The 26485-nt window shown below is 33.6% G+C and carries 31 protein-coding genes and 1 pseudogene; all 32 read right to left on the bottom strand.

Translation table 11 applies throughout. From position 1 onward, the window contains the following. Positions 1-4: 4 nt before the first annotated feature. Positions 5-1909 carry a phage tail spike protein gene (locus tag M2651_RS07345; RefSeq protein ID WP_252131699.1) on the bottom strand — a complete coding sequence of 635 codons (1905 nt, stop codon included), beginning with the start codon at positions 1907-1909 and terminating at the stop codon, positions 5-7. After that, entirely contained in the window at positions 1909-2613 is a 705-nt protein-coding gene (locus M2651_RS07350) for a distal tail protein Dit (protein ID WP_252131700.1), read from the bottom strand. The genes M2651_RS07345 and M2651_RS07350 overlap by 1 nt, the downstream gene beginning before the upstream one ends. Next, on the bottom strand, positions 2613-5249 hold the full coding sequence (locus tag M2651_RS07355; RefSeq protein WP_252131701.1) for a phage tail tape measure protein: 2637 nt from the start codon (positions 5247-5249) through the stop codon (positions 2613-2615). The genes M2651_RS07350 and M2651_RS07355 overlap by 1 nt, the downstream gene beginning before the upstream one ends. 15 nt (positions 5250-5264) lie before the next feature. Further along, a complete protein-coding gene (locus M2651_RS07360; RefSeq protein ID WP_252131702.1) occupies positions 5265-5411 on the bottom strand; it encodes a hypothetical protein in 147 nt (48 codons plus the stop codon). Between the two features lie 47 nt (positions 5412-5458). Then, positions 5459-5782 carry a tail assembly chaperone gene (locus tag M2651_RS07365; RefSeq protein ID WP_252131703.1) on the bottom strand — a complete coding sequence of 108 codons (324 nt, stop codon included), beginning with the start codon at positions 5780-5782 and terminating at the stop codon, positions 5459-5461. Positions 5783-5902: 120 nt separating this feature from the next. Then, positions 5903-6583 (bottom strand): DUF5680 domain-containing protein, encoded by a 681-nt coding sequence (locus M2651_RS07370; protein WP_252131704.1) that lies wholly within the window; start codon positions 6581-6583, stop codon positions 5903-5905. A 116-nt stretch (positions 6584-6699) separates the two neighbouring features. After that, positions 6700-7272: a major tail protein gene (locus tag M2651_RS07375; RefSeq protein WP_252131705.1), complete on the bottom strand. Its 573-nt coding sequence runs from the start codon at positions 7270-7272 to the stop codon at positions 6700-6702. A 2-nt stretch (positions 7273-7274) separates the two neighbouring features. Continuing rightward, a complete protein-coding gene (locus M2651_RS07380; protein ID WP_252131706.1) occupies positions 7275-7604 on the bottom strand; it encodes a hypothetical protein in 330 nt (109 codons plus the stop codon). Further along, complete coding sequence (locus M2651_RS07385) at positions 7601-7993, bottom strand: HK97-gp10 family putative phage morphogenesis protein (RefSeq protein ID WP_252131707.1); 393 nt, start codon at positions 7991-7993, stop codon at positions 7601-7603. Before M2651_RS07385 ends, M2651_RS07380 begins: the two co-directional genes overlap by 4 nt. Further along, on the bottom strand, positions 7986-8312 hold the full coding sequence (locus M2651_RS07390) for a phage head closure protein (protein ID WP_252131708.1): 327 nt from the start codon (positions 8310-8312) through the stop codon (positions 7986-7988). The genes M2651_RS07385 and M2651_RS07390 overlap by 8 nt, the downstream gene beginning before the upstream one ends. After that, positions 8309-8881, bottom strand: a complete 573-nt coding sequence (locus M2651_RS07395) for a head-tail connector protein (protein WP_252131709.1) — start codon at positions 8879-8881, stop codon at positions 8309-8311. Before M2651_RS07395 ends, M2651_RS07390 begins: the two co-directional genes overlap by 4 nt. A gap of 40 nt (positions 8882-8921) precedes the next feature. Beyond that, positions 8922-9398 carry a hypothetical protein gene (locus M2651_RS07400; protein WP_216433306.1) on the bottom strand — a complete coding sequence of 159 codons (477 nt, stop codon included), beginning with the start codon at positions 9396-9398 and terminating at the stop codon, positions 8922-8924. A 163-nt stretch (positions 9399-9561) separates the two neighbouring features. Then, positions 9562-10227: a hypothetical protein gene (locus M2651_RS07405; RefSeq protein ID WP_252131710.1), complete on the bottom strand. Its 666-nt coding sequence runs from the start codon at positions 10225-10227 to the stop codon at positions 9562-9564. Positions 10228-10336: 109 nt separating this feature from the next. Next, positions 10337-11620 (bottom strand): phage major capsid protein, encoded by a 1284-nt coding sequence (locus M2651_RS07410; RefSeq protein ID WP_252131711.1) that lies wholly within the window; start codon positions 11618-11620, stop codon positions 10337-10339. 33 nt (positions 11621-11653) lie between these two features. Next, a complete protein-coding gene (locus tag M2651_RS07415; RefSeq protein WP_252131712.1) occupies positions 11654-12358 on the bottom strand; it encodes a head maturation protease, ClpP-related in 705 nt (234 codons plus the stop codon). Beyond that, positions 12355-12885, bottom strand: a complete 531-nt coding sequence (locus tag M2651_RS07420; protein ID WP_252131713.1) for a hypothetical protein — start codon at positions 12883-12885, stop codon at positions 12355-12357. The genes M2651_RS07415 and M2651_RS07420 overlap by 4 nt, the downstream gene beginning before the upstream one ends. A gap of 60 nt (positions 12886-12945) precedes the next feature. Further along, positions 12946-14199, bottom strand: coding sequence for a phage portal protein (locus M2651_RS07425; protein ID WP_252131714.1), 1254 nt, complete (start codon positions 14197-14199; stop codon positions 12946-12948). Positions 14200-14210: 11 nt separating this feature from the next. Continuing rightward, entirely contained in the window at positions 14211-15761 is a 1551-nt protein-coding gene (locus M2651_RS07430) for a terminase large subunit (RefSeq protein ID WP_252131715.1), read from the bottom strand. Beyond that, positions 15754-16236 carry a phage terminase small subunit P27 family gene (locus M2651_RS07435; protein WP_252131716.1) on the bottom strand — a complete coding sequence of 161 codons (483 nt, stop codon included), beginning with the start codon at positions 16234-16236 and terminating at the stop codon, positions 15754-15756. The genes M2651_RS07430 and M2651_RS07435 overlap by 8 nt, the downstream gene beginning before the upstream one ends. A 95-nt stretch (positions 16237-16331) precedes the next feature. Then, the gene (locus M2651_RS07440) at positions 16332-16496 is read right to left on the bottom strand and encodes a Spo0E family sporulation regulatory protein-aspartic acid phosphatase (protein WP_252131717.1); all 165 of its coding nucleotides are present in this window, start codon (positions 16494-16496) and stop codon (positions 16332-16334) included. Positions 16497-16590: 94 nt separating this feature from the next. After that, the gene (locus M2651_RS07445) at positions 16591-17022 is read right to left on the bottom strand and encodes a gamma-glutamylcyclotransferase family protein (protein WP_252131718.1); all 432 of its coding nucleotides are present in this window, start codon (positions 17020-17022) and stop codon (positions 16591-16593) included. Positions 17023-17048: 26 nt separating this feature from the next. Continuing rightward, a complete protein-coding gene (locus M2651_RS07450; protein ID WP_252131719.1) occupies positions 17049-17942 on the bottom strand; it encodes an amidoligase family protein in 894 nt (297 codons plus the stop codon). A 2-nt stretch (positions 17943-17944) separates the two neighbouring features. Continuing rightward, a complete protein-coding gene (locus M2651_RS07455) occupies positions 17945-18121 on the bottom strand; it encodes a hypothetical protein (protein ID WP_252131720.1) in 177 nt (58 codons plus the stop codon). A gap of 114 nt (positions 18122-18235) precedes the next feature. Further along, positions 18236-19474 carry a DNA (cytosine-5-)-methyltransferase gene (gene dcm / locus M2651_RS07460; protein ID WP_350338294.1) on the bottom strand — a complete coding sequence of 413 codons (1239 nt, stop codon included), beginning with the start codon at positions 19472-19474 and terminating at the stop codon, positions 18236-18238. A gap of 21 nt (positions 19475-19495) precedes the next feature. After that, positions 19496-20734, bottom strand: a pseudogene (locus M2651_RS07465) (DNA cytosine methyltransferase); the annotation flags it as partial. Between the two features lies 1 nt (position 20735). Beyond that, positions 20736-21971, bottom strand: a complete 1236-nt coding sequence (locus M2651_RS07475; RefSeq protein WP_252131721.1) for a site-specific DNA-methyltransferase — start codon at positions 21969-21971, stop codon at positions 20736-20738. A gap of 4 nt (positions 21972-21975) precedes the next feature. Beyond that, positions 21976-22392, bottom strand: coding sequence for an RNA polymerase subunit sigma-70 (locus M2651_RS07480; protein ID WP_434062141.1), 417 nt, complete (start codon positions 22390-22392; stop codon positions 21976-21978). A 421-nt stretch (positions 22393-22813) separates the two neighbouring features. After that, positions 22814-23194 carry an HNH endonuclease gene (locus M2651_RS07485; RefSeq protein WP_252131723.1) on the bottom strand — a complete coding sequence of 127 codons (381 nt, stop codon included), beginning with the start codon at positions 23192-23194 and terminating at the stop codon, positions 22814-22816. A 181-nt stretch (positions 23195-23375) separates the two neighbouring features. After that, positions 23376-23621: a hypothetical protein gene (locus tag M2651_RS07490; RefSeq protein ID WP_252131724.1), complete on the bottom strand. Its 246-nt coding sequence runs from the start codon at positions 23619-23621 to the stop codon at positions 23376-23378. Positions 23622-23689: 68 nt separating this feature from the next. Continuing rightward, positions 23690-24094: a DUF1492 domain-containing protein gene (locus tag M2651_RS07495; protein ID WP_252131725.1), complete on the bottom strand. Its 405-nt coding sequence runs from the start codon at positions 24092-24094 to the stop codon at positions 23690-23692. A gap of 1 nt (position 24095) precedes the next feature. Continuing rightward, complete coding sequence (locus M2651_RS07500; protein WP_252131726.1) at positions 24096-24398, bottom strand: hypothetical protein; 303 nt, start codon at positions 24396-24398, stop codon at positions 24096-24098. Between the two features lie 197 nt (positions 24399-24595). Continuing rightward, positions 24596-26233 (bottom strand): DNA primase family protein, encoded by a 1638-nt coding sequence (locus M2651_RS07505; RefSeq protein WP_252131727.1) that lies wholly within the window; start codon positions 26231-26233, stop codon positions 24596-24598. Between the last annotated feature and the right edge of the window lie 252 nt (positions 26234-26485).

Below are 26485 nucleotides of genomic sequence, written 5' to 3' on the forward strand. Positions count from 1 at the left end.
CCTCCTATACTTGCTTAAGATATGCATTTATTGCAAGCAAATCCTTATAAAGTGTTGTATCTGGCACATTTGCAGCATAAATTATGCCATTTCCCAAGTCCTCAATATATCCGCCTTCTCTTTTTAAAACAGGTTCTTTTATAGCAGCTCTATTATAAAAGTCATAGGTTCCATCTTTGTTTTTATCGTAATCTGAACTGAACTCAACCCAGTAAGCATCAAAAGCATAACTGCTTGATTTACTGTTATTAAATTCTTCTATAATTCCCATTACATTAAGTATTAAAGCAGGGTTGCCATGAGCTGCATTTCCAACATTAAATCTGCTATTAAAAACTTCAAAATTACAAGTATCCATTTCTCCTGAAGTAATATCCGAATAATGCTTAAAATCATAACCAACGTTAAAGGTATATGTTCCAATCTTGATATTGAACAGATTATAAAGGAAGGTATAAACTATCTCTGCCCTTGGTATACTTGCACTAAGTCCTCCCTCTAAGTCTCTTCCTTCAATACTTACCTGCAGGTTATTCTTTTCAATGGTAAATGTTCCATTTGAAACCTTCATCTCCACCATAAAAGTATGGTCTCCTGCTGTTACCTGTGGCATTGGGAGCGGCAATCCTATAACATTATCTCCTGATGCTAACTTTTGAATTGGTTTAAAATCGTAGTATTTTCCATCTAAGGAAAACAGAATTGTTAACGTGCAGTCTGCACTTGCCTTACCAGTCATAGTAATATTACAGTTTAAATTTGTATCTGCCTTTGCAGTTATTCCAACTATCATAGCAGGATAACTGCTAGTGCTGATTGTTATGGTATCACTGTTTTTCTTGATTATTACACTGCTTAAAGTACCGCTTATAGCACTTTGTATTTCTTCTAAAAGCTTACTAGTATCAAGTTTTTCAATAATTGTGTTTAAAGGATCACCAAGCTCTATTTTTGTATTTATAGGATTAATTAAATCTGTCTTTTTCTTTATAACCCTTAAATCAGTTGTTACAGCTATCTTTTCATTTCTTACCTTTACAAAGTCGCCAACATTAACTTTAGTAAGATGGCTGTAACTTTTATATTCTTCAGTTTTGCTTAGTTCCATAAAATCTATTGTTATAAATACCTTTGGACTTGCAGCCTTTTCAGCATATTCTTCAGCCCTTGCTCTAAGGCTTTCTACATCCTTGCACTCCTTAAACTCGACCCTTTTGGTTATGGGATAGGGAAGTAATTTTGCTCTTTCTCCCTCTACTTCTATATATCTTTCTGGCAGCAATAGATTATTTGCTCCTACTGCATATATCCTTGTAGCAAGCTCACTGGTATCCTCAATAACCTTCATTCCTTTTATGTTTTTGCCGTATTTTATTAAGATTCCGTTATTTTCACCAATGTAATTTTTTATCTCTATATTGAAGTTATCTCTAAAGAGTTCTCCACCATAAATTTCGATAAGTCTAAAAACAGCATCTACAGCATTAACCTCTTTAACCGCAAAAGGCGCTATATTTTTTTCTGGTGCTTTAAAGAAAAATAGCCCTTGAAGTTCGGGTGGCATTGTTCCTTCAATAGCCTCTTTCATGTTTGCATTAAGTACTTTTGCTGATTCTATAAAATAAAAAGCAAGATCATAGAATATATGTCTTGCCCATACCTTTACCTTGCTTATCTTATCCTGCGTTCTCTCTACTTTATATATTCTAAAAAGCTGTCCATCAGCTTTAATAATATTGAACTCCTCTAAATACTGTGCTTTTTTAGATACAACTGGGTATTGAATTTCTAAACTGTAATCCCCATTTAGTTCATGAGTTACTTCTGCTGTTATACATTCATCTAAAACTGCAAGGCCATTATTATCAAAGTTTCCTCTTACTGTTTTCTTATCATATACATAAATCATTATAACCACCGCCAATTTGGAACTACTTCTATTTTAGTAACACTTCCAGTCCACTGAAATTTATTTGAACCTGTTTTTAAAGTTATAAACTCACCGTTTACCTTACTGTTTAAGTTATCTCCTGCATCATTATAAGCATCTTGCAAAACTGAATCTAATATGATTTTTCCTGTTATATCATTTAAGTTAACAGAAGTTTCATTAACTGTAACACTTATCTTTCCAGATCCGTAGACGGATATAATCGGTTCACTTTTTAAAGTACCTGGATTTATTATTGAAGTTCCATTTTCAGTAATAGTAAATATGTTATTCTGCACAGCGTATTTAAAAGGCTTGCAGTTAAATATTATTGGAAAAACAGATGTGTATTTGAATACTTGTTTAAAATCTATGGCATTAACTACTTGTGCTTTATATTTTTTATCATCCTGAAAACTAAATATCAAATCACTTTCTCCTGCTCCAAATAGCCATGCTTTTATGTTATCTAGCTTTTCAGCTATGTTATTGCCTTTAATACTGCATTCTACTGCAATTGTTATATCTTCATAAGTTCCTTCATCATATCTTAAATTTGAATCCCTACCCGGGATATCTATATATGATACTCTTCTTTTAGGTGATGGCAGAGATGGTCTTTTAGAAATAATAATGCCATAATCAGTATAGCTGTTTTTTCCACCAAAATTAAAACTAAGCATTAAGCACCACCCCTTCCCATTGAAACTCTTTGCCTGTAAAATTCAAGTTCATAGGCAAGCTGCTCTATATCCTTATCTGAATTATTAATGAAGTTTTCTATATGAAGTGTAAGTCCTACACTGCCTACATTACCTTTTACTTTTTCCATTGCTCTAGCCATAAGTTCATCTAGCCTGTCAATTGGAAGTACAGCTTCAGTTCCTGCTTCACCAACACCGATTATACTAGGTCTGTTAAAAATCCCTCCCTTTGCATACCAATCTACACCTAGATGAGGTACACTTGGAGGATTTAAGTTGAATTCACCTTTAATACTGAAGTGTGGCAGGTTAATATGAGGAAATTTAATATCCAGTCTATCAAAGAAACCTTTTATTTTATCTAACTGATCCTTCACAAAATTCACTGCAGCATTGATTGGAGTCATTATTGCAGATTTAATATTATTCCATATACTAGTTGTCACTGATAAAATACTGCTCCATACGTTAGATACAGTATTTTTAATACCGTTCACTGTATTTGTGAATAAACTTGATACTCCACTCCACATACTTGAAAAGAAACTTGAGATAGAATTCCAAATAGATGTGGTTGTATTTTTTATTCCATTCCATACAGCATTTAAAGCTGATTGTATAGCATTCCAAGCGGTAGTTGTCGCTGATTTTATAGTGTTCCAAGCTGTAGTCAAAGTAGAAACTATTGAATTTATTATTGGTCTAATAAAATTCAATATTGAGTTCCAGACCGTATTTATTATTGAAGAAACTGCATTAAATACTGTTGTTGTAACAGATTTTATGCTATTCCATGCAGTGGTTATTGCATTCCCTATTCCTTGAATTATAGGGTTTAGAAAGCTAACTATCCCATTCCAAACAGTACTTATCACCCCAGATACAGCATTCCACACAGTGGTTGTTACAGTCTGAATAAGCTGCCAAGCAACACTAATGACAGCAGTAACTATATTTATATAAGTTTGAACAATAGATGAAATAATAGTCCAAGCACTGATAAAGATAGCTTTTATTACTTCCCATAGAAAAGTAAATCCTGTCTTTACACCTTCCCATATAGTTTTAATAACATTTGCTATTCCCTCAACTATTGGAAGTACCACAGCTTTTATAGATTCCCAAGTAGAAACTATTGCTGTTTTTATTGCTGATACAGAATTACTAATGCTTGTAGTAAGAGCCTGCCATATTGCACTTGCAGTATTTTTTATAGTATCCCAGTTTTTATATAAAAGAACTCCAACAGCAACAAGTCCAGCAATAACAGCTATTGCAATTCCAACTGGACCAGTTAATGCTGTAAATACAGCGCCAAGTGCCGCCGAAGCACCTCCTGACGCTGCCATTGCTCCTGATATACTTCCTATTACAGTAGATAAAGTCCCTGCTATGCTAATTACTTTACCTATTATTCCTATAATAGGTCCAACTGCTGCAACAACTAAACCTATTTTCACAATCATCTCCTGCTGCTCTTTAGATAGCCCTTGAAATTTATCCATCAATGGCTTTATAACTCCTATAAGCTTTTCAAGTATAGGAATTAAAAGCTGACCAAACTGAATACCAAGTTGTTCTGCTTGTTCTTTCATTACTCTTAGCTTATTTGTTGGACTGTCCATAGTTCTTGCAAGATCACCCTGTGCATTTTTAGTAGAATCCATAATAACGCCATATCTTGCCATTACCTTCTGCTGTTCTGTTAAAGCTTCACCCTGCTTTGCAATTCCATGAGAATAAGCATAGGTTTTAATTGTATTATCATTAACTAAAATACCTAATGCCTTAAGTGGCTCTGCTTCACCTGAAATACCTGACTTTAATTTTTCAAATGCCTCTTCCGGTTTTAAGTTATAAAAAGAAGCCATATCATAGGAAAGCTGAGTTAAGCCTTCTGACATCTTAAGTGATTCTTGTGCTGTAAGCCCCATACTGGTAAGCATTGAATTATAGGTTGCTACATTTTTTCTAACATTATATGCATTAAGCCCAAGAGCCTTTGAAGTTTCTTCTGACCACTTCCTCGCATCTCCAGCCATTGAACCCATAGCTACTTCAAAGAGATTTTCTGATTCTACTGCATCCATAGCCATTTTAGTTACAGCAGTGCCTATTCCAACTAGAGGAAGTGTTACAGCAGTTGAAAGCTTACTTCCAACTGAGGACATCTTCTCTCCTACAGATTTCATCTTTTCTCCTGCACTATTCATGCTTTCAGACAGCTTATACCAAGCCGAGCTTTTTTCCTTGAGTTCTCTTGTTGTCTCTTTCAGCTCATTTTCCATTTTGTTAAGCTCTGCTGTAGCATAATTAAGCTTAACTTTTAGATTTTCAGTAGCTTTTGCATCTTCGCCCTTTGTTTCTACACTCTTTTGGTATGCTTTTTCTAATGCTGAAATTTTATCCTTCTGAAGTTCTATCTGTTTATTTAAAGTATCTGCTTTCAGCCTTAGACCTTCTTCAGATTTACCAAAGTCACCAAGCTTAGAAGAAGCTGCTGCAAATTCACTTTGAACAACCTTTAGACTCCTTTGTATTTTGGCAACACCTTCCTGAAAACCTCTATCATCAAGACCTACTCTTGCAACTACGGTATTTGCATCTCTTGCCATCATCTCACCTCCCTGTTAGAAAATAATGTTATCTATATAATCAAGCTCCTGTTCTTCCTCTATTCCGTTTACTCTTTTGTATACATTAAAAAGAGCTTGTAATTTCTTAGGTGTACTTTTCCAAAACTGCTCCTCAGTCATTTTTAAAAGGTTTGTTCCCAAATAAAAGAGCCATTCCCAATCCCACGATGTAGAATCAAAATGGCTTTCTATTCCCCCATATTTTCAGTTACTTCTGGCATAGCCATATTTAATGCTTCATTAATTGCAGTGCCTAATTTCTCCATATCATTTAAAGTTAACATTTTTCCTACTTCTTTAAGAGTAACACTTTCATCTTCGGCTTTAATTGCTGAATATATAAGTGCTCTTATTGCTTTAATTTTTCTATTCTGCAAATCTTCAAAGGCTTGATTGATATCACCATAGACCTCTTCAAGCTCACAAAATGTATTCATATCGAACTTGAGTTCATAATCTTTGTCTCCTATGATAATTTTAATACCTTTGTTTTTTAGTTCTGATGCTTTCATGTAATCAGCTCCTTTCTGGATTTTGGGATATAAAAAAACAGGGAGTGTGTAATTTCCCTATTTTTATAAAATTACAATATATATTAAGTAGCAATATGCTTAGATTAATATAATAACAAACTACTTAATAAAACCTCCATGAAACATGCATTCATATACCTTTTTATTATTATAAAAAATTTCTTCATATCCCTGAAACCATTCATACTCTCCATTAATTATGCAATGATACTTATATTCCCCATTTTGATATACCATAGGTCCTCGATATGGATATTCCTTTGGCACTAACAATAATGCTTCCTTCAGAAAATCTCCTGAAAACCCTTCATCAACAATTCTCCCAATATAATTCATAGACCAAAAAGGAATATTGTTTTTCCATAATGCTTCTTCCCCTGCAAACTTTTCTCCTCCTAAATAAGTGTCAATATACTTTAGATCTCCTTCTATATATTGAAAATCATGAGAATTTGGTCTTGATGGTAAAACTTCAGCTCCTTTTCCTGCGTACGTTGCCTTTTTTGCTTTAATTAAAAAATTTATTATCTCATTATCTATTGCAAGTTGCTTAGAGTCTTTTTCACTAGTGCTGCACCCTTCTTCACAATCCTTTACCAATTTATCAATGCTAATTTTAAACATATTGCTTAATTGAATTAGTTTATCAATATCGGGATAAGACTGCCCTAACTCCCATTTTGCAACTGCTTGCCTCGATACCCCTATAACTTCAGCTAAACCTTCTTGTGATAATCCTCTTTCTTTTCTAATCAATTGTAGCTTTTCTGAAAAACTCATATACATCACCTCAGTTCTAGTATACTAAGTATCATTAGTAATGACTACCAATTTAAAATAACAAATTTGCCAACCAATAGTTGCTTCCTTGTTTTCTTTTTAAGCATTTAACTGATTTAAGTTGTACTGACAGGCTCTTCAGGTACAGCTGTAAACCATGAACTAATAATAGTTGAATCTACTCCTTGAGCGTCCTCATCAGCAATAAATCTATAATTTCCATCAAAGTCCCTAGAATAGAATTTTCCTTTAAGCTTTGCACTCTGTGCCTTTGGCTTTTCTGCCTCTGTGTCATATTCATCTGTAGCAAGTTCAAATTTTCCTTTTAAAAGCCATACATATCTATACTTTCCGTTGTTCTTCTTTGATTTAAATCCTAAAGCTATTGTTGGAGGCATATCATCCTTATTTTCCACTAATACACCCTTTACAACCTTCGATCCCTGCAGTTTTGCTCTGCTTGTAAGTGATAACTGATTAACTTCAATTTCAACATCAACACCTTCAAAAGCAGTTATTATGTCTTCAACAGTATCATCTGAATAAATATTTTCTGAATTTGATTTTGGAGAAAGTTTAGCACTTATTGCTCTTTCTAACTTTTCCGGAGTGCTGTAAGTAACACCAGTACTGTCATCCTTTGTTAAAACAGCTATATGAATATCTCTAAGCCCTATCTGTCTTGCCATACTTATTCACCTTCCTCTAAATAATAAAATTTAAGGCCTTTATGATAGATTTTTGTATCTTCTTCATAAAGGTCTATTTCATTTAATCTTTTGAACCCCGCTTTAAGCAAAAGTTCTTTTATATTTTTAACTATATCTGTGTAATCACCCTTTGACCACACATCTACTTGGATATAATGAGCCGTCAAAGCTTCTTCATCATCTTCATACTCTTCACCTGCAGTTAAGTACTCATGAAAAGTAATATAAGTTTCTGCTTTTCCACTGTACTTTTGAAAAGCTACTGGAATCTTAAGAGGTTTCAATGTATCCATAATCAATTTATTTATCATTCCTCAAGTCCCCTTTGCAGTTCTTCCTTAATGATGTTATTTATCTCTCTTTTATTCTCTAGGACAGATTTCTCTGCCCAATGCTGTGCAGTAATTTTACTTGTACCAAATTCAGTAAATTTTGAATAAAAGAACTCTGAATTATCTCCTTTATTAGGACCTATCTCAATAAAATCTACGCCGTTTTCTTTTTCAATATCTGAAACCTTTATATTATCTGCCATATGTCTTTTTGTCTTGTTTGACCTTGGAGCATTTTTTTCCATGCTAGTTTTCACTAAATTCCCTGCTTTATCAAGTGCTCTTTTCTTTATTACATCTCCTCTTGCACCCAGCTTGTTTACTCTGTCTATAAGCTCCTGCATTCCTTCAAGTTCTATTTTAGCCACTTGCCTCAACCTCCAAAGCCTTGATTTCAATGAATTTATTGTTATATTTTATGTTATCAATAGAAGTTATATTATACTGTTTTCCTCTAAAAATAATCCTCATTGCAGTGTCAATTTCATCTGTGTACCTTATAGTAAATTTCACAGTGTTCTCAGCTTGAACTGCTGCGGCTTCAAAATATTCTCTGCCATGAAGATTTTCAGTTTTTGCCCATAGCTCTTTAAAATCTGCCCAAGTTTCAGTTTCAAAGCCATTATCATCTGTTTGGGTTATATTTTTCTGCAATTTTATTCTGTGTCTTAATTCTTCTGATTTCATACTGGAATCACCCTATTCATAGAAAGAAGAGCATTTCTTGCTTCTTCTAATTTTGTTTTTTCCTCTGGTCTGTAGTCATCATAAAGGAGTTTCATTTGAAGAATAATTGCCCACTTTATTGCTTCAGGTACTTTATCTCCACCATCTCCATAACCTGCAACAACTCTAACTCTTATAGCATTTACAGATTGAAGTTCCACTACGGGCCAATGCTTTCCTCTATTTAAAACAACTCTGTTTACAAATCCATCTAAATCAGCAATGTAATTACTTTCATCAAATAAATACTCCTGTCTATTCTCATCATAATATTTTATACTTTCCACCTTTTGTACCGGCGAACAGCTATTAAAAACTATAGCATTACCATTAGGGAAAGTATCCAAAACAAGCTCTAAGGTCTGAGTTATATATTTTCTATTTTGATAGTCTTCACACCATTCTCTTGCCTGCTTTATAAGACTTTGTATTAGCAAATCATCATCATTTCCATCTATTCTTAAATGGTGTTTTGCTTCTTCTAAAGTTATGGGTTCAACTGATGGTGGATTTATTATTTTAATTGCCATCTTATCACCTCGAAAAAAAGGAGCACTAAGGCTCCCTGAATTAATCAACAACTACAGATGAAGGGCTATCTCCTGCGTACTTACTGTCTAAAATATACTCTGCAGATGCAAAGTTAGTCGCTTGTGTGCTTGCTCCAATTCTTACATTAAGGCAAGTAAATCCTTCATTTATATCAAGCTTTGCAGGATCAATATGAAATACTACCTGCTTATTTTTTGCTGTATTTGCTACAGTGTAGCTTACTCCATCTGCTTTTCTTAAAAGTGAATCTCCTGAAGATACATCTTCATTTGCCCATACTGGAACAGTATTTGTTAAAGGCTTTGCATCAGTTCCTGAAACATCCTTTGCCTGATACAAGGAAACTTGAGTTGCGTGGCCTACTGCCTGAGTTAGATTTACTACAACTGCTCCTCTTATTATATTTTTAAGACTTACATATGCTCCTGTTATTGCAGCATTAGTGGTCTTTGGCTCTACAGCCTGAACCACTTTATATTTTTCAACTAAATTCATGATTAAATCCTCCTTCTAATTTTTAAATTTAGGTAAAAGAAAAAGACCTACAATTTAGCAAGTCTTTATTTTACTTATATGTTATTTTAAATGTTAATGATAAAATCATCATTTAGTCATCACCGCTATCTTCAATAATAATTAAAACTATAAATTGCAATTTTTACCGAGTCATCTTCCAGACAGAACCATCTGCCATTCTTCGTAAATATCCGGGACTTCTCTCAAGAATTTCTCCAGTTTCTGCAGTTCTAATAATAATTTCTTCACGGTAATCCGGATCTTCAATCCATTTTGACGTATACAATTTTCCATCATTCTGGAAATATAAGCTCTCATTTTCTTCAAGTTGGATGTGCATTTCTTTTGGCCACAGAAAATCCACTGCATCACCTTGAACATCGTGCTTAACTAATGTAAATGGAGAAGTTACTAATCGTACATTTATCATATCTCCAACTTTTGAAAAAGACATTTCTGTAAGAACTTTCACACTCGAACACTCTGGTTTAAAGATAAGTACCTGTATAACTTCTTTATTAAAGTCGTAGAGTATGATTCCAAATGAATTATCTTTACTCTCATAAACAGGTATTTCTAGAAAAACATTTTTTTCCTGTTTGATTGGCTCTAAAACTTTTCCTGATGGATACTCAATAAAATATAGTCTCGTGCCAGGGTACTTATTTTCAAAATCCGGTACTTCATAGGCTTCTGAACATGGCGTCCATCGTCCATAATACCAAGAATCCGATTCATCTACTTTTTCTGGATATATATCTTCAAATCCTTTGAATATCTTAATATCCATTGTCTTTGATACCTCCACTATAAACTGTGATTTATAGATTTATTCTATAATTAGAACACTCTACAAACAAAATTATACCATAAACATTACCAATTTTATGATTACTTGTGGTATATTTTATTAATTTCTATCTATCCCCTAAAGTTACAAACGGACTTAATGGATTTGCACCCTTATAAGGCATTATTGGTTTATTCTTATAAGGCATACCATTAAATTTATAGATGAATCTAAATACCTGCTCATCATAGAGGAATCTTACATGAATAGACACATCAGCAGATGGCGCTTTCTTATCTATTCCAATGTACTGAGTTGGATCTGCTAAGATTATATCTCCCTTTTTACCAAGAGGTGAGCACTGCTCTATTGGAATAATTGGTCTATTAAGCAGTGTGCTGTACTGAGAAGTTGCAGCACCTCCAGAAGGCATAAACACTGGTGCTCCTCCAGTTCCAATATTAAGAGCCATAGTGTAAAGCTGTGGTTCTATCTCTTGGTTTATATACCATACTGCATTTGCTCTAAGTCTTGCAGGCATTGAACTCCACATTTTAAGTATATTTTCATACTTTATAGTTCCTGCTGCTTGGTCTTTTTCTTTAGGTACAGTAACTAATGCATCAGAATTTAATATTCCAAGAGGCATTCCTACACCCGTACCATTAATAATTGCATCATCAATCTTAAAACTCATTTCATCTGCATAGGCTTGTCTTACTATAGCTTCTAAAGCTGTAGTATCCTGAAGCAAATCATCAGTTACATAGCAAAGTGCTAAAAGTTTTTGAAGGGACATTTCAATTTCCTTAAACTTTGGTTTACTTTGAGCTGCTGTTTCAGCTTCAGCTACCCAGTAAGCCTGAACTCCACCCCATCTACTTCCGTTTGCTCTGCTGTTTTCATCAATACCAAGTGCTCTAAGTCTATTGGTATTAGCACCAATTGGAATCATTCTTATTCTGTTTGCCACTTGACTTTGAGTCATCATGGATTCAAACAAATCATTAATAAAGTCATTCTCAAGAAGGAAGCCACCTTCAGAAGCTACACTTTCATTTAAGCCTGTAGCTGAATTCTGATAGGTTAATCTGTTGTCCATTCTTCCACCTGGAGATGAAGCCTTAGCAACAGCACCTAAAAACTCCCCCATGCTCTTCCACTTCTTTTCATCATGGTTTTTAGGCTGAGCATATATTGGTTCATTTACTGGCGTCTTAGCCTGTTTTTCTCTTTCTGCATTTAATGTATCTATTTCTTTTTGTGCCTCAATTTTAGCTTTTAAAGCCTTAATTTCAGAAAGCTTTGCATTAATTTCATCAGCTGTTGCATCTTCATTTTGAATTAAGTTTTTTGATTCTGTTTCTAAATTTGATAATTTAGCTAATAATTCTTTCATTTTTTCTGACATATACGTTACCTTCCTTTCAAAATAATAGATGCCCTAAAGTTCACACTCTAAGGCAAGTTTTGCTTTTAATAATTTTATTGTTTCTTCATTTTTATTGGTTAGTTCCTTTTTATCTAACAACAAAGATTTTGGAGTATTCTTATATCTATTTAGAATTTGCATATCGTAATTTTTACATCGAGCTGAAATTTTATTTTCTTCTATTAATTCATCTGCAAATCCTAAATCTACAGCTTCTTTACCAGTAAGCCATGTTTCTTTATCCATTAGTTCTTTAATTTTATCCTCTGATAAACCAGTTTTCTCAATATATACTTCCACTATGGTCTGATTTACTTTATCTAATATATCAGCTAAAGCCCTAAAGTCATTTGCATTTCCTTCTGCAAAAGCTGATGCATTATGCACCATAATCATTGCATTCTTTGGAATATAAACTTTACCGCACATGCTTATAACACTGGCTATTGAAGCACTTATACCGTCAATATAAACCTTCTTAATTGCCTTATGTCTTTTAAGCTGTGAATAAATACTTTGACCTTCAAATACTGAACCGCCGGGAGAATTAATGTAAATATTTAGCAGTTCAATATCTCCTAAATTCTCTAAATCTTCTTTAAAGCTATTAGCAGTTACATCTGAATCATCCCATTTATAAGGTGTTATTTCTCCATAAATATATAAATCAGCACTTTTAGAATCCTTCCTTGAAAAATTATAATATTTGGCTCTCAAATCGCTTCACCTCCTCTGAACCTGTATTCACCATAAACCTTTATTTCAGCTTCTTTTCTAGCTTTTACTGCATCATAAAAGTTATAAAACCTCCCTAACTTTTTCTGTTTTTTGTTTATAGAGATATAACTTAGCCATTTACCACTTTCTTTATCCCATGTTACCCCAGTAGCACCACTGGTATTATTATTTTTTCTTCTTACATTTATAACATTTTGGCTTGGATTACATATTCTTAAGTTTTCTTTTAGATTATCACAGGAATCTCCATTTATATGATCAACAAGATTCTTCTTGTCAAACTCAAATTGATTTAATAAAAATCTATGAAGTTTAATATGTTTTTTATTTATTACTGCTGAAAAATATATTCTTTTACTCCTATTATCATAAGCACCATACCAATAGTAATTTTTAATCCTTTCATAATCCTCTATATCAAAATAAAACTTTCTGCCTTTTGAGTCATAACCTATTCCATATTCTCCTGTTAAATCAAATTTATTGTATTTCTTTCTAGCAGCCATTTTTTCACCCACTTTAATGCAAAATAAAAAGACATATTTCTATGCCTTAAAATGTTTTTCTTATTTTTTATCAGCTATTATTTTATAGATTTCATTTTTAATTTCCTCAACTTCCTGTTTCCCTGCCTCACTCATGTTGAGAGGCTCCAAATATCTATCTCCATTAGGTATTGGATTCATATTTTCAAGCCTTCTAATATCATTAACAGAAAGCCATCCCCACTGTCTTCCTTGTGCATAGGCTTCATATCTTGATTTAATATCTCCACGAAGAAGTCCGCTTATATTGAATTCAAAGTATCTGTTTTTTCTCCTTGATTCCTTTGATAAAAGCTGAAGATTTAAATTTTCTTCCCATTTTTTAAACCACGGCAGCATAGTGTAAACAATAAACTCTAAGCTCTGATGTTCAATATTGTTATTTGTGGATCTTGTTAAATCCTGCACCAGATGAAGTGGTACTCTGAAAATTCTACACACATCTTCTATTCTAAATCTCTTAGATTCTAAGAACTGTGCATCTGTAAGCTTCATGGTTATTTCCTTAAATTGCCCTCCACCTTCAAGTATCATTGGAACTCCTGCATTGGAAAGTCCTGTATAATTCTTTTTTATATCCTTTTTTAGTCTTTGGAAGGCTTCATCTGAAAGCTCGTTAGGATACTGAAAAATACCGCTGGTTGAAGCCCTGTTATGATAAAAATTTCTTTCAAAGGTGTCCTGCGATAATCCAATATCAATAGTAAGTGCTGCATAACTAAGAGGTGTTATTCCTATATACCCGTCTAAAGTAAGTCCCGGAATATGAAATATTTCATCTCTTGTTTTAGGCTCTTGCTTCCCATCAATATAATAAAGAAGTCTTCCTGTAGATTTATCTATATCAATTCTTACTCTGTCCCATGATATAGGTCTAAGCTCTAAAAGCTCTCCATGAATATTAAAAACCTTTTGTGCTATAAAGTTTCCGCCAAGGTTTATATTTGTCATCCCAAACTCTTTAAACTGTACTGGTGTCATTTCTGCATTTGGTGCATAATGAAGTACACCATATTCAGCAGTATCTGTAACCTGCCTCCTGTTTCCTTTATCATCTTTTTCATAAAGCATTATAGGACAGCTTGCCAAGGTTTCAGAAAGGACTCTATTGCAGGCAAAAACTGCAGAAAAACTCATAGCGGCTGCTGTATCTATTTTAAAATTATCTTTTACAACTTCTTCGCCACTAAAAAAATCCTCCGAATATTTCTGAAGGACTTCAAACAAGGCATTCTGCGGTGTTAAAAATAACTTCACTCTATCTTTCAGTTTCAAAGCACCACCTCCTAATCAAGAAAACTCCTCATTCCTCTTTTTTCATAGACACTTTCTTTATTTTCATATCTTATTGATCTGTCAAGTGCCATAATAAGTGCTACAGCACCATCTATCTTTTCAGTAGACTTTTCTTTGTCAGGCTTTATATTGCCTGCAGGATCAGTTTTTACATAAATATTATCCATCATCCACCTTAAAACAGGATGTCCTCCATGGGCTATTTTCTTTTCAAGAGTAATTTTCATAAGCTCCTTTGTAGGAGGAGACATATCCTTATACCCCTGCCCAAAAGGTACAACTGTAAATCCCATTCCCTCAAGGTTCTGTACCATCTGCACAGCACCCCACCTGTCAAAGGCAATTTCTTTTATGTTGTATTTTTTCCCAAGCTCTTCAATAAAGGTTTCTATATAGCCATAATGAACTACATTTCCTTCAGTAGTTTTTAAGTATCCCTGCTTTTTCCAAATATCATAAGGTACATGATCTCGTCTTACTCTTAAATTTAAATTATCCTCTGGTATCCAAAAGTGAGGAAGAACAATATATTTTTCATCTGATGTTCTTGGAGGAAATACTAAAACAAAGGCTGTGATATCTGTGGTACTTGAAAGGTCAAGTCCTCCATAACATTCCCTGCCTTTTAATTTATCTATATCAACTTTAAAAGCACACTCATCCCACTTGTCCATCTGCATCCATCTTGTGGACTGCTTTACCCATTGATTAAGTCTTAGCTGACGGAATATATTCTCTTCAGCAGGATTTTCTTTTGCACTGTTAAAGGCATTTCTCACTTTTTCTATATCTATGGTATGCCCAAGAGAAGGATTTGCTTTATACCAGTTTTTCTCTAAGGTCCAATCGTCATTGTCATCTATTCCATAAATAACAGGATAAAAGGTTGGATCAATTTTTCTTCCTTCTAATATATCTACTGCCTTTTGATGTACTTCATAGCATATAGAATTTCTATCTGTTCCGGCTGTAGTTATAAGAAAAAACAGCGGCTGCAATCTTGCATCACCACTCCCTTTGGTCATAACGTCATATAAATCCCTGTTAGGCTGGGCATGAAGTTCATCAAATACCACCGAATGAATATTAAGCCCGTGTTTGGAGTAGGCTTCAGCAGATAATACCTGATAAAAACTATTTGTAGGCTTATATATTAATCTTTTTACAGAAAGAACAGGTTTAATTCTTTTCTTAAGAGCAGGACACTGTTCTACCATTTCAACAGCTACATCAAAAACGATAGAAGCCTGTTGTCTATCTGCAGCACAGCCGTAAACTTCAGCTCCCCATTCTCCATCTCCGCAGGTCATATAAAGAGCAACTGCAGCAGCAAGCTCTGATTTCCCGTTCTTTTTGGGTATTTCAACATAAGCAGTATTATACTGCCTGTATCCATTTTCTTTTACTGTTCCGAATATATCCCTTATAATTTTATCCTGCCAAGGCAGAAGATCAAAAGGAACACCACGCCACTGACCCTTTGTATGCTTTAAGCAGTTAATAAAGTTTACGGCATGCTGTGCTTTTGCTTCATCATACACTCTTACTGCCTCCTTTATAAAGTATAAGTTCCATTGGATCTTCTTCATCATTTATATTGTCAGTGACTATTCTGCTTCTTGCTGATGGAGTAAGCCCAAACTGTTCACAGAATCTGTTCATGATTTTAAGGTAGGTTTGAGCGATAGATACCTGTGGCACCTGCTGCCAGTATCCCGATGGTGTTTTTACAATAGTTCCATGTTTAGTTATAAATTCTTCTGCTTCCTTCCACCTTGCATAGGCTTGACAATATCCTGCAAAGGCTGCCATATCTATTTCTGTAAGTATTCCCATTGCCTCAAGCTGCTTTGACATTCTCCTCCACTCTTTTTTAGCTTCAGCATCAAGCCAGCCTGGACATTTAGGTGCTTTTTTCTCAGGTTTTGGTTCATCTACATTAAGTGGTCTTTTCCCTGGATTTCCTTCAAGTATTTTTAATGCTGTTGGTTTTGGTTTTCTTCCCCTTTGAGCCATAGGTATCACCTCCAATCCTTGATTTTATATATAAAAAGAGCCTACAAAAGTAAGCTCTTGAAATTGCATATTTCGTTTTACCTATGGGATAAATTTTATTCTTTATGTTTAAAATTCTGCATATTTAATTTTTGATAAGCTGCTATAAGCTTGTCTAAAATTTCGCTTTGCTTAAGTATTTTTTCATTAGTAAGATTTTCATATCCAGTTTCAATCATATCTTCTAACTTTTTCTTTTCTCGTTTTAACTCCTCATACAACTTAAGTATTCCCCTCACCCCCGGCTTTTCAACAGTATAGCACAAAATTCTTGTTGCATTTTGTCAATACTTGTTATTAAATAAATATTTTTATTTAATAGGTATTATCGTTATTTTCAAAACTTCTCAACCTTGCTTCTTTAAGACTTTCAAGCGTCAAATCCCAATCCTTAAAACCTTGCTTTATAATACTGTAATACATATCTGAGGGTTTTCCTGTTCCTTTTTCATTCATTATATAAGCAAAGGCTTCATAAATTTTCCCATTCTCATCTTCTGCTTTTACGTTTATTTTTCTGTATAGTCTTGGATACCCTTCATACATATCAAGATTTTTGATATCTTTATCTGAAACTTTATAAACAGCTCCATAAACTACATCATCAGCACTTTCAATAATATCTGCTACCGTGTTAAAAACTAATTTATATCCATTTAGCTTTACTTTAATAATCGGAACTGAATCAGGACATCTTTTTTTCATTTGAACCTTATTAAGATTTGAACCATAAGCAAAATACAGCATTAATTTTCTCCTCCAATATACAATATTTAAGCTGCATGTCTCCATGCAGAATTCCCTTCAAGGTTTGCTAAGAAATGATACCTGCAGGTTTCAAACTCTTCGCCTATAAGTCCAAGTCTTAACATCCAGCATCTGAAAGTATATTTTTCATTATCGGTTTTAGTTCTTTTTGCACTGGCACTTCTTTGAGTTATTGCCTGATGACTCACTGCAAGACAAAATTGAATATATGCTTTTATTTTGCCTGCATGAGTTGTTCCATTGAAAAGCCGAAACTCTACCGTTCCTTTATCAAATATACTGTGAAGGTTAAGACCATAATATCTTGTTGGATGGTAGTGTTTTCTTCTTGATTCTCTGCTGTAGCCTTCATACCAAACTTCAGCAAGCTCTTCAAGAGTTTCAGGTTTCTTTTTATTTATGGTGTTAAGAAGATTTTCGTTTACCTTTTTACAATATCTGATCCTTGAAGTTTCAATATCAAGAGCTTTATAAATTAAATCTTCCTTGCTGGCTATTAAATTTATAAGATTTTTTAGACTTACAGGTGTATGATTTGCTCCATCAACATGTATATGTATTCCACAGCTTTTATTGGCAAAAGCCCCTGTCTTTCTAAGTTTTCTCACTAATTCCTGCAGAGTCTGAATATCTTCATAAACAAGAACCGGACTTACAATCTCAACTTTATAAATATCTGATGCTGAAACAATTTCTCCTTCAACTTTCTTTTGAGGTTCTATACTGCCGTCTTGAACTACTTTCCATACTCTTTCATTAAAGTCTTTGATGTGATACTCATCATAACTCCCGCCTGCATGCTGTGCTTTGCTTTTTAAAAAAGCCGCCACTGCTTTTGAAGCAGCAGCTCTTGTAATACCTGTAAGTTCAATTTCTATTCCAAATCTTTGGCTTTTCAAGTTTAGCCCTCCAATCTTACAATGTATCCAAAGCTGTTTGAGTAAACCTTATAACCTTGATAACCGCTTTTTTGTGCTGTTTCTAAAAGCTTTAAAGCCTTTTCCCTATTTTCTTCTCTGGTTCCATGGTAAAATTTTAATTCTCCATCCTTGGTTAGCCTTCTTAATTCTTCTTTCATTTTTTCTACCCCTTTCAAAGTGTGTTTATTACCTTTTAGTAGTGTACATATTACCTCTGAAAGCAGTATATAGCCAGTTATATCTATCAAATAAAACACATAATTTTTACGACTCTATTCGTCATCTGATGGTAAACTTGCAGCTACTGCAAAAGCTACATTTACAGTTACTGCATTACCTGCCTGCTTATATAGCTGAGCATCTGAATTTACAACCCTTGCTTTTTCAAATAATTCATCTGGAAAGCCTTGAAGTCTGAAGCATTCCTTTGGTGTAAGCCTTCTAATACGATAATTTCTGTCCAATGTAGCCATTTGACATCCTGTATCTAAAGTATTTGATATACCTTTTCCAACTCTGCCTCTTCTTGTTTTTGAATTAGGGACTGAAATATTTATGCTGTCTCCAATCTCAGCTTCAGCATAGCCTTTTTTTGTAGCTTCTTTAACTACAACTCCATGTCTGTCCTGCCCTGTTAAAGTAAACATTGGCTCATCTGCATTTTTAAATCTCCTTCCATTCTGACGTTTATTTCCTCTTTCAGGAGTTATAACTGCCCTTGCTTCAAGAACAGCATTTTGTGTTTGATTTCTGTTTAGTCCTCTCCAATCACTGGCACTGATTGTATGTGCTGTTTTTATTTCATCAAGAATACCATCATTTCTATTAAACCCAATTGGAACACTCTCTAAAACTCCGCTATTCATTGCAGTTCTATTTACAACTCCTGCTGTATAACGGGAAGTAATACATCTTGAGGTATCTGTGAGCTTTGGCTTTGTATAAGACTGGTCTATAAAAATTTTACTTCCTTCACCCTTATTAGTTGTAACTGTTGGAGCAATTCCTTCTGATGAATAAACATTTCCATTCATACCTTTGCCGCTTGGATTTATATTTCCTACACAGTAAAGACCAGTCTTTGCTCCTCCACCTCCGCCACAACCTGTAAGTGTGCAAGCTACTCCTTCTGCATCATAAACCCGCTCACCTTGACAGCCACCTATAATCTGCTTAAGAGCTGCTGTGTTTTCTCCTGTGATAGGTAATACTTTTCGTCTACCTCTGGTTCTAAGATTTGCAATAATGAACACGCGCTCTCGGTTTTGGGGAACTCCGAAGTCTTTAGAGTTAAGCACCTGCCAGATTGCATCATACCCTGCTTCATCCAGCTCAGAGAGAACGGCTGCAAAGTCCCATCCGTTATTAATTGACAGCAGGTTTTTAACGTTCTCAATAAGAAGGTATGAGGGTTTATCTTTTTCTTCTTTGCCTTTGATAAGGTCAATAATTCTAAAATATAAGCCGCTTCTTTCTCCACTGAGTCCTCTTTGTTTTCCTGCAACTGAGATATCTTGACAATTGTGGACTCCAAGATTGTTTGCTGTGTATGAATTATCATATTCCACCTCCATGTTATAAACATAGTTATTAAATTCTATTAATTTACCACCATTAAATTTAACCCAAATATATCCGTCCATAAAAAAAGAACCATCTCTTTTTGATGATTCCATCTTAAAACTTATGGTATACGTTGTACGTTGCTTTACAATCCTGTCCTCAATCAAATGTGTCTTTGGTCTATTAGATTTGTATAATGCACAAGGTCTATGGTATGCTTTATGAATACAAGCTTGAATCCCATAAGCAAGCTCTCTGGATACAGTTATAGCTTTGTAATATTTCCCTACCATACAACCATCTGTTTCTAAATATCCTTCTAAAAATGAACTTAATAATTTTTGTGGTAAATTTAAAATAGATTCTGTTAAATGTTTATTGTAGGCACCTTTTCCAAATTGCATCAAAAATACAGTCAGTTCCTTATTAACAATATGAACTTTATAAATCCCTCTTTCTTTGCTTATAGAATAATGGAACATTGAACCCACATGATTTCTAAATCTTTCTAACTTTTCTTCATTACATGCAATTACAACTCTATAATTATCAGTTGCATTTTTTCTTTTAGTAATTCTGTACCAACCATCTGCAAAATAACAGCCTACAAACCACCAAAAATCTTGATTATTTAATTGCAAATTATTTAATACATACTCTCTACCATGTCTCTCATAATGAATCCCTTTCCAATTTGGCAGCTCAGACTTTTGATTAATTGGGATACCAATTTTATCACCTTTTTTTAGGTCTTTCGCCCTAACCCATTTAAATGTAGTGCCATCTTTCACAAAAAATGGATGTTCCTCTGTTGCAATTAATCTATCTACTCCATAGAAATCTAATTCTAAGGCTTTTTTGGCAAAACACTTCATTGGTTTAATAACTGATTTAAACCTATTTTTATGCGTTAATACTTTCATTCCTATTTCAATTTTCTCAATTGGAACATAGCCCTTATCTGTCATTATTAGAGTTCCTGCTTCAAAACATGGAAAACCAAATGTCCAGATGTCTGCATAAGGTATGTCTTCTGATTTGAGTTTTGTAATGTCATCTGCATACCACTCTCCTTCCGTATCAAACATAGCTCTATAGCTTTTTACTGCAAATTTATCTTTTTCACAAAATCCTATACATTTATGTCCTGCAAGTTCTAACCCCAATCGAAAGCCGCCTATTCCTGCAAAGAAATCAAGGAAGGTCATATTAATCACAACCTTCCTTTTTTATATCAGCATATTTAATTTTATTACCATCTCTTAAAAGAAACACATCTTCATCAGTTCCAACCTGCTCTATATATCTCTTTACAATAACATCAGCATACTTTTCATCAAGCTCTATGGTATAGCAGATTCTATTAGTCTGCTCACAAGCAATCAAAGTAGAACCACTACCGCCAAAAGGATCAAGAACAATACAATTGCTCATGCTACTGTTTTCAATTGGATAAGCACAAAGCGCTACTGGCTTCATTGTTGGATGGAGAGCATTTTTAGATGGTCTGTCAAAGTTCCATATAGTACTTTGTTTTCTATCAGAGTACCAATTATGCCTGCCTTCCTTCTTCCAACCAAAGAGCACAGGTTCATGTTTCCATTGATAAGGACTTCTGCCCAGTACCAAGCTTTGCTTTGCCCAGATACAAACTCCGGATAGATAAAATCCAGCAGCTTTAAAAGCCTTTCTAAAGTTTAATCCTTCTGTATCTGCATGGAATACATATATTGAAGCATCTTTCTCCATTGCATCATACATATTAGTGAAAGCATTATAAAGGAACTTATAAAACTCCTCATCTTTAAGGTTATCATTTTGAATCTTTCCGGCTTTTGCTTCATATGCAACATTGTAGGGAGGATCTGTAACAACTAAATTAGCTTTTTTACCATCCATTAAAGCCTCATATGTTTCAGCTTTAGTACTGTCCCCGCAAATCAGTCTGTGCCTTCCTAGCAGCCACAAATCTCCCTGCTTTGAAATTACAGGTTCTTTTAAAGCATCTTCAACATCAAAATCATCTTCTTTTATTTCCTTGTCATGAACATTGCTAAACAGTTCTTCTATCTCCGGCGGTTCAAAACCTGTTAAGGAAACATCATAATCTATACTCTGCAAATCCTTAATAAGTTCAGCAAGAAGTGCTTCATTCCATTCTCCGCTTATTTTATTAAGTGCCACATTCAAAGCCTTTTCCTTTGTTTTATCTATATCAATAACAACACAATCAACTTCTGTATAGCCTAAGCTTTTTAAAACCTTCCATCTTTGATGACCACCAATAATTGTAAGGTCTGAATTTACAATAATAGGGTCTACATATCCAAATTCAGTTAAACTATTTTTTATTTTTTCATATTCCTTATCACCCGGCTTTAAATCTTTTCTCGGATTATATTTAGCTGGTATAAGGCTGTCTATTTTTAACTTCTTAAACTGCATCTTCTTAAACCTCCCCAAACCTTGATTTTATATAGCAGTTGTGACTGCAGTATTTTCTGTTTTTATTTCCATAAGAGCTGAACTCTTTCTGGCAATAGACACAGGTATATTTATAAACAGCTGTATCCTTTTTGTTTCTTTTATCCTGATTGTTTTTCCACCAGATTCTCCTGCATTCTTCACAGCAGAATTTCCTTGTTCTCCCTTTTCCCTTTTGTTTTAATTTCTTACCACAGTGAAGGCATACAAGATTCTGCTTTTTCATCTCTTCAATGTTCAAACTTACTACAGAAACATCACCGCAAAGACCATTCCTTTTACAGTAGCTTTTTACTGAATCTCTTGATAAACCAAGAACTGCAGCTATTGCTTTATATCCTAAACCTTTAAGCCTTAGTTCATGAATCTGCTGTTTTTCCACCTCAGTCAATTTCTTTATGCCTCCTTTCCTTTTTGCGATAAGATTAATGCAAAATCTTTAGAAAATGCCATAAAAACATTTAAAAATCACTCATTGAACTTGATTTTTGAATAGTTTTTATATAAACATCAAAAGCCTATAAATCCTTGTATTTTCAAGGTTCACAGGCTTTTACTTCTGATTTTTTACAGATACTTATCTGCAAAATATAAAACAACTTGATTGCTGATTTTCCAATGGTTACAACTGATTTTTTATGAAATATATGCTACCCCCCTTATTAAATTCTGCGAAATTTCGTGCGAAGGGAGCCGCCCGACGTAGGGGGGTTCAAGTGGTGAGGAAATATACCCCCCTACCCTTGCTCAAAGAATTATCAACAGATTGTCCACAAGTTATTAACACATCACTGTTGATAACTTTAATAGGAATAAACTCTTCTCTTCCTTCCCCATCTGCCGTCTTCCTTAGCGGTCTTCCTATCATGACAGCTTTTGCATAAACTCTGCCAATTCCTCTCATCCCAGAACAGCCTTTCATCACCTTGATGCGGTTTAATATGATCCACTACTTCAGCAGCAGTAACAATACCTTTTCTTTTACACTCTTCACACAGTGGATGCTCAATCAGGAACTGCTTACGAAGTCTTCTCCACCTGCCGCTGTTATAAAGGTAACCATAAGGTCTGCAGGTTTTATTATAGTTTTTATCTATTTCCTTTTGATGTTTCTCACAGTATCTGCCACAGGTAAGTTCAGGACAGCCAGGATAACTGCAGGGTCGTTTAGGTTTTACTGGCATATATATCAGTCCTCCCAAGTTATGTTTTTACATATGAAAACCACCACAGTTTTTTCTGTGATGGCTTCATCTGTTTTTTCACTTCGTCTATTATAATACTACTGCGGATACAAGGGTGTCTTTCAATGTCTTTTAGTGTCCTCTTTAATATATATCTAAATTCTTTTTTCCTAATTATAATTTAATCAGATTTTAATACTCTCTTTCTATCACATTTACTCTCATCTTTTGTTTTTATTCTAAAAATTTCCGTTTTCAAAATAGTTTTTTTAATTTTTTTACAATCAGAACAGATATAATTATAATTTGGTACATAGTTACATGACATTACTTCTGTACCACAAAATATACATCTAGGGTAGTATCTATCTTGTTTACCTTTTTGTTCAATCCTAATCCCGTCTAACAAAGCTTCTTTATAACTCATCTTTCTAATCCTCCAATTATAATATAAACACATTTTGATACTCTCTTTCTATCACATTTACTCTCATCTTATGAAATATTTATTTCTTTTAAAGCTTTATCATGAATACGAAATATATGCTGTAAACTGTATCCCATATCAACAGCAATCTGTTCCCATGTTTTAAAACAGAGATATCTAAGTTCCAATAGAGTCTGATATTCTGTATTATCTATTTTTCTAATAACTGAAACAAACTCCCTTTTTAAATCCACAAGAATATCAATATCTCTATTTATTTCATTTTCTAAATCAACTATCTTAGCTATTATATCCTCCATAGAATGCACATTACGAGTTCCACTAGGTGGTGTATCACTTAATGTGGATGTAGCTTTTGTAGCTAATGCCCTTAAGGAAACAATCTGCTCTAACTTACTATTAATTCTTTGGTCTATATGATAAGCCTGTGATAAATATTCTTTGGCTGTCATGCTAAATCTCCTCCTTTAGCCAAGGCATTTTATTGTCATAATAGGACTCTGCAATATGCACTTGTGTACCTTTATCTAAGGATTTAATCCTTTTAAAAGTTAGCTTCTTTTCCTGCTGAAGCTGTTGATTAGTTTTATAAAAACCACAACTTAGGTCATCACATTTTCTAACATTTAGCACACTGCACTTACCTTTTCTTAAGGCAAAACAACTATTTATTGTTTTTTTCTTTTTTAATTCCTTTATTCCATTCCCAACAGCCTTTGCAGCTGTAGGATCTGAGTATGCTTGTCTATCGCTCATTTACAATTCCCCCTTGCTTAGGGAGTACATGATACCTAGTTATATATATATATTTCTTTTTTATATAGTAATATTTTTATATATACTATATCTTATTATATAAAGGGTATATACATCTTGGACATCTTGTACCCCATTGATTTTACTACGTTACAATCTTGTACTTATGTTGAACTCATATAGAACCCATCTTGTACTTACATTTTCACAAATATCCTATATTTCTTCCCATCAATTTTTTTATCTATAATTTTATAACCGAACCTCTTGGTAATCTGTCTTGAAAATTCTATATGACTTAAAGGCTGCAGATTATTATTTAAGCAAAACTCCAAATAATTCTTATAGACATTTTTCGTTGGCTCATTTTCCACTTGTGTTTCATATTCTTCATAAAACTCAATAATTGGATTGTTGGTCTTCTCATATTCTTTAAGCTCATGCTCCACTTGTATGGATTTTGTGAACTTTTTATTTTGTAGGATTCTTTTAAGCCCCTTTAAACCCAGTAAAATCAAATATTCCATTGACTCTTTTGTCCTTAATTCATATTTAATATCTGGTCTGAAATCAGGATCATCTGCTGTAAACTTTGCCTTAAACGGAATTATAAGAAGTCTTCTTTGGACAGCTCCTGTTTTATCTTTAACCCTTGGAACATTATTTGCTGAAAATAAAAGCTTGGAATAATTATTAAACTCAAACGGATCTTTGCCTTTTCTTTCTGCATTAACTCTATCTCCTGTAACAAGTTTTTTGAACATTGAAGGCTCTGCAATAAATTCATCTCCAATGTCATCACCAATATTTGCAAGCTTTCCAAATAATTCTGCTGTTTTAAATCGCTCTCCCAGTTCCTTTAAATCAAGAGCAGCAATATTAGAAATACCTATAAGTGTAGTTACCATATCCAAAAATGTTGATTTCCCATTTTGTTTTTCACCAGTTAAAATGAAAGCTTTTCCAATTTCATTTCTTCTATAAAATGTGTATCCTATAAGTTCTTCAAGTACACTTCTAATTTCAGCATCATTGCAGCTGATTTTATCTAAGGTTTTATCTGCTAATTCGAAATAAGCATTTGGGTTATAATCCCACGGAATTTTGTTAGTGATGATAAAATCTGGAGAATGTTCTGTAAAAGAATCATCTATTATGTTATAAATTCCATTGTTAAATGCTATGCGATTATAATCTTCAAAGCTTTGAATAACGTTATTAGTAATAAGTTCTAGGTAATTTATAGTTTCATTCCTCTTTGCTTTATTAAGCTCTGGTAAATGTTTAATCATAGCTGATTCTATTTCTAAGTAGTTACTTATATAAACACCATCTTTGTATATATGAAGTTGATTGTTTATCTTTATAATATGTTCCTCATCCCTTATAAATCTTGCAAACTGGTCATGAAGAAATTTTGACTTATGATAAAAAGACTGTTTTAAAAATGCCTCATCACGAAGTATTGTATCTATTTCTCTTTGTTCTAATGGGTCTTTTAAAATATATTTATTTATGATATTTATAATGTTTTTAATACTATCCTTACTAAAACCTTCTGATTGAAGGGTTAATATATAATTGAATAATGCTTGATTTCTTCCCTCTCCTTCTTTCATATTTAAAAAATCCGGTGCTGTTTTTAATGGCCTTAGCCATTCTGGAAGATAGTCAACTTCATCTGTTTTGTTTAACCATCTTCTTGTTACCCCATTTACTCTCAATGGCACAATACAATTCTTTGAGCCAAGTCCTATGTCAATTGTTACTCCTAAAGGAGTCTTTGTCTTAATTTTTCTTGTTTTTAAATCTGTGTTTTTAAAATAAAAATGCATCCCTCTATCTGTCTTTAATATGCAGCATTTAATATTTAAATCTGTTATTATGTTTTTTACAATATCGGCTTCTTTCTTTAAATCAAAATCTATTTGAACAATATCATCTTGTAGTACTGCTCCGTAATCTTTACCTGTTTTTCTTATATAGTCATAACAATAAAATTTATTTCTATCTTTATATTCCTCTAAAGGTTTTTTACCTTTTAAAGGAATATATCCCTTAAAAATGTTTATAATTTTTCACCACCT

Source organism: Clostridium caldaquaticum (genome assembly GCF_023806125.1).
Taxonomy (GTDB): Bacteria; Bacillota; Clostridia; order Clostridiales; family Clostridiaceae; genus Clostridium_AT; species Clostridium_AT caldaquaticum.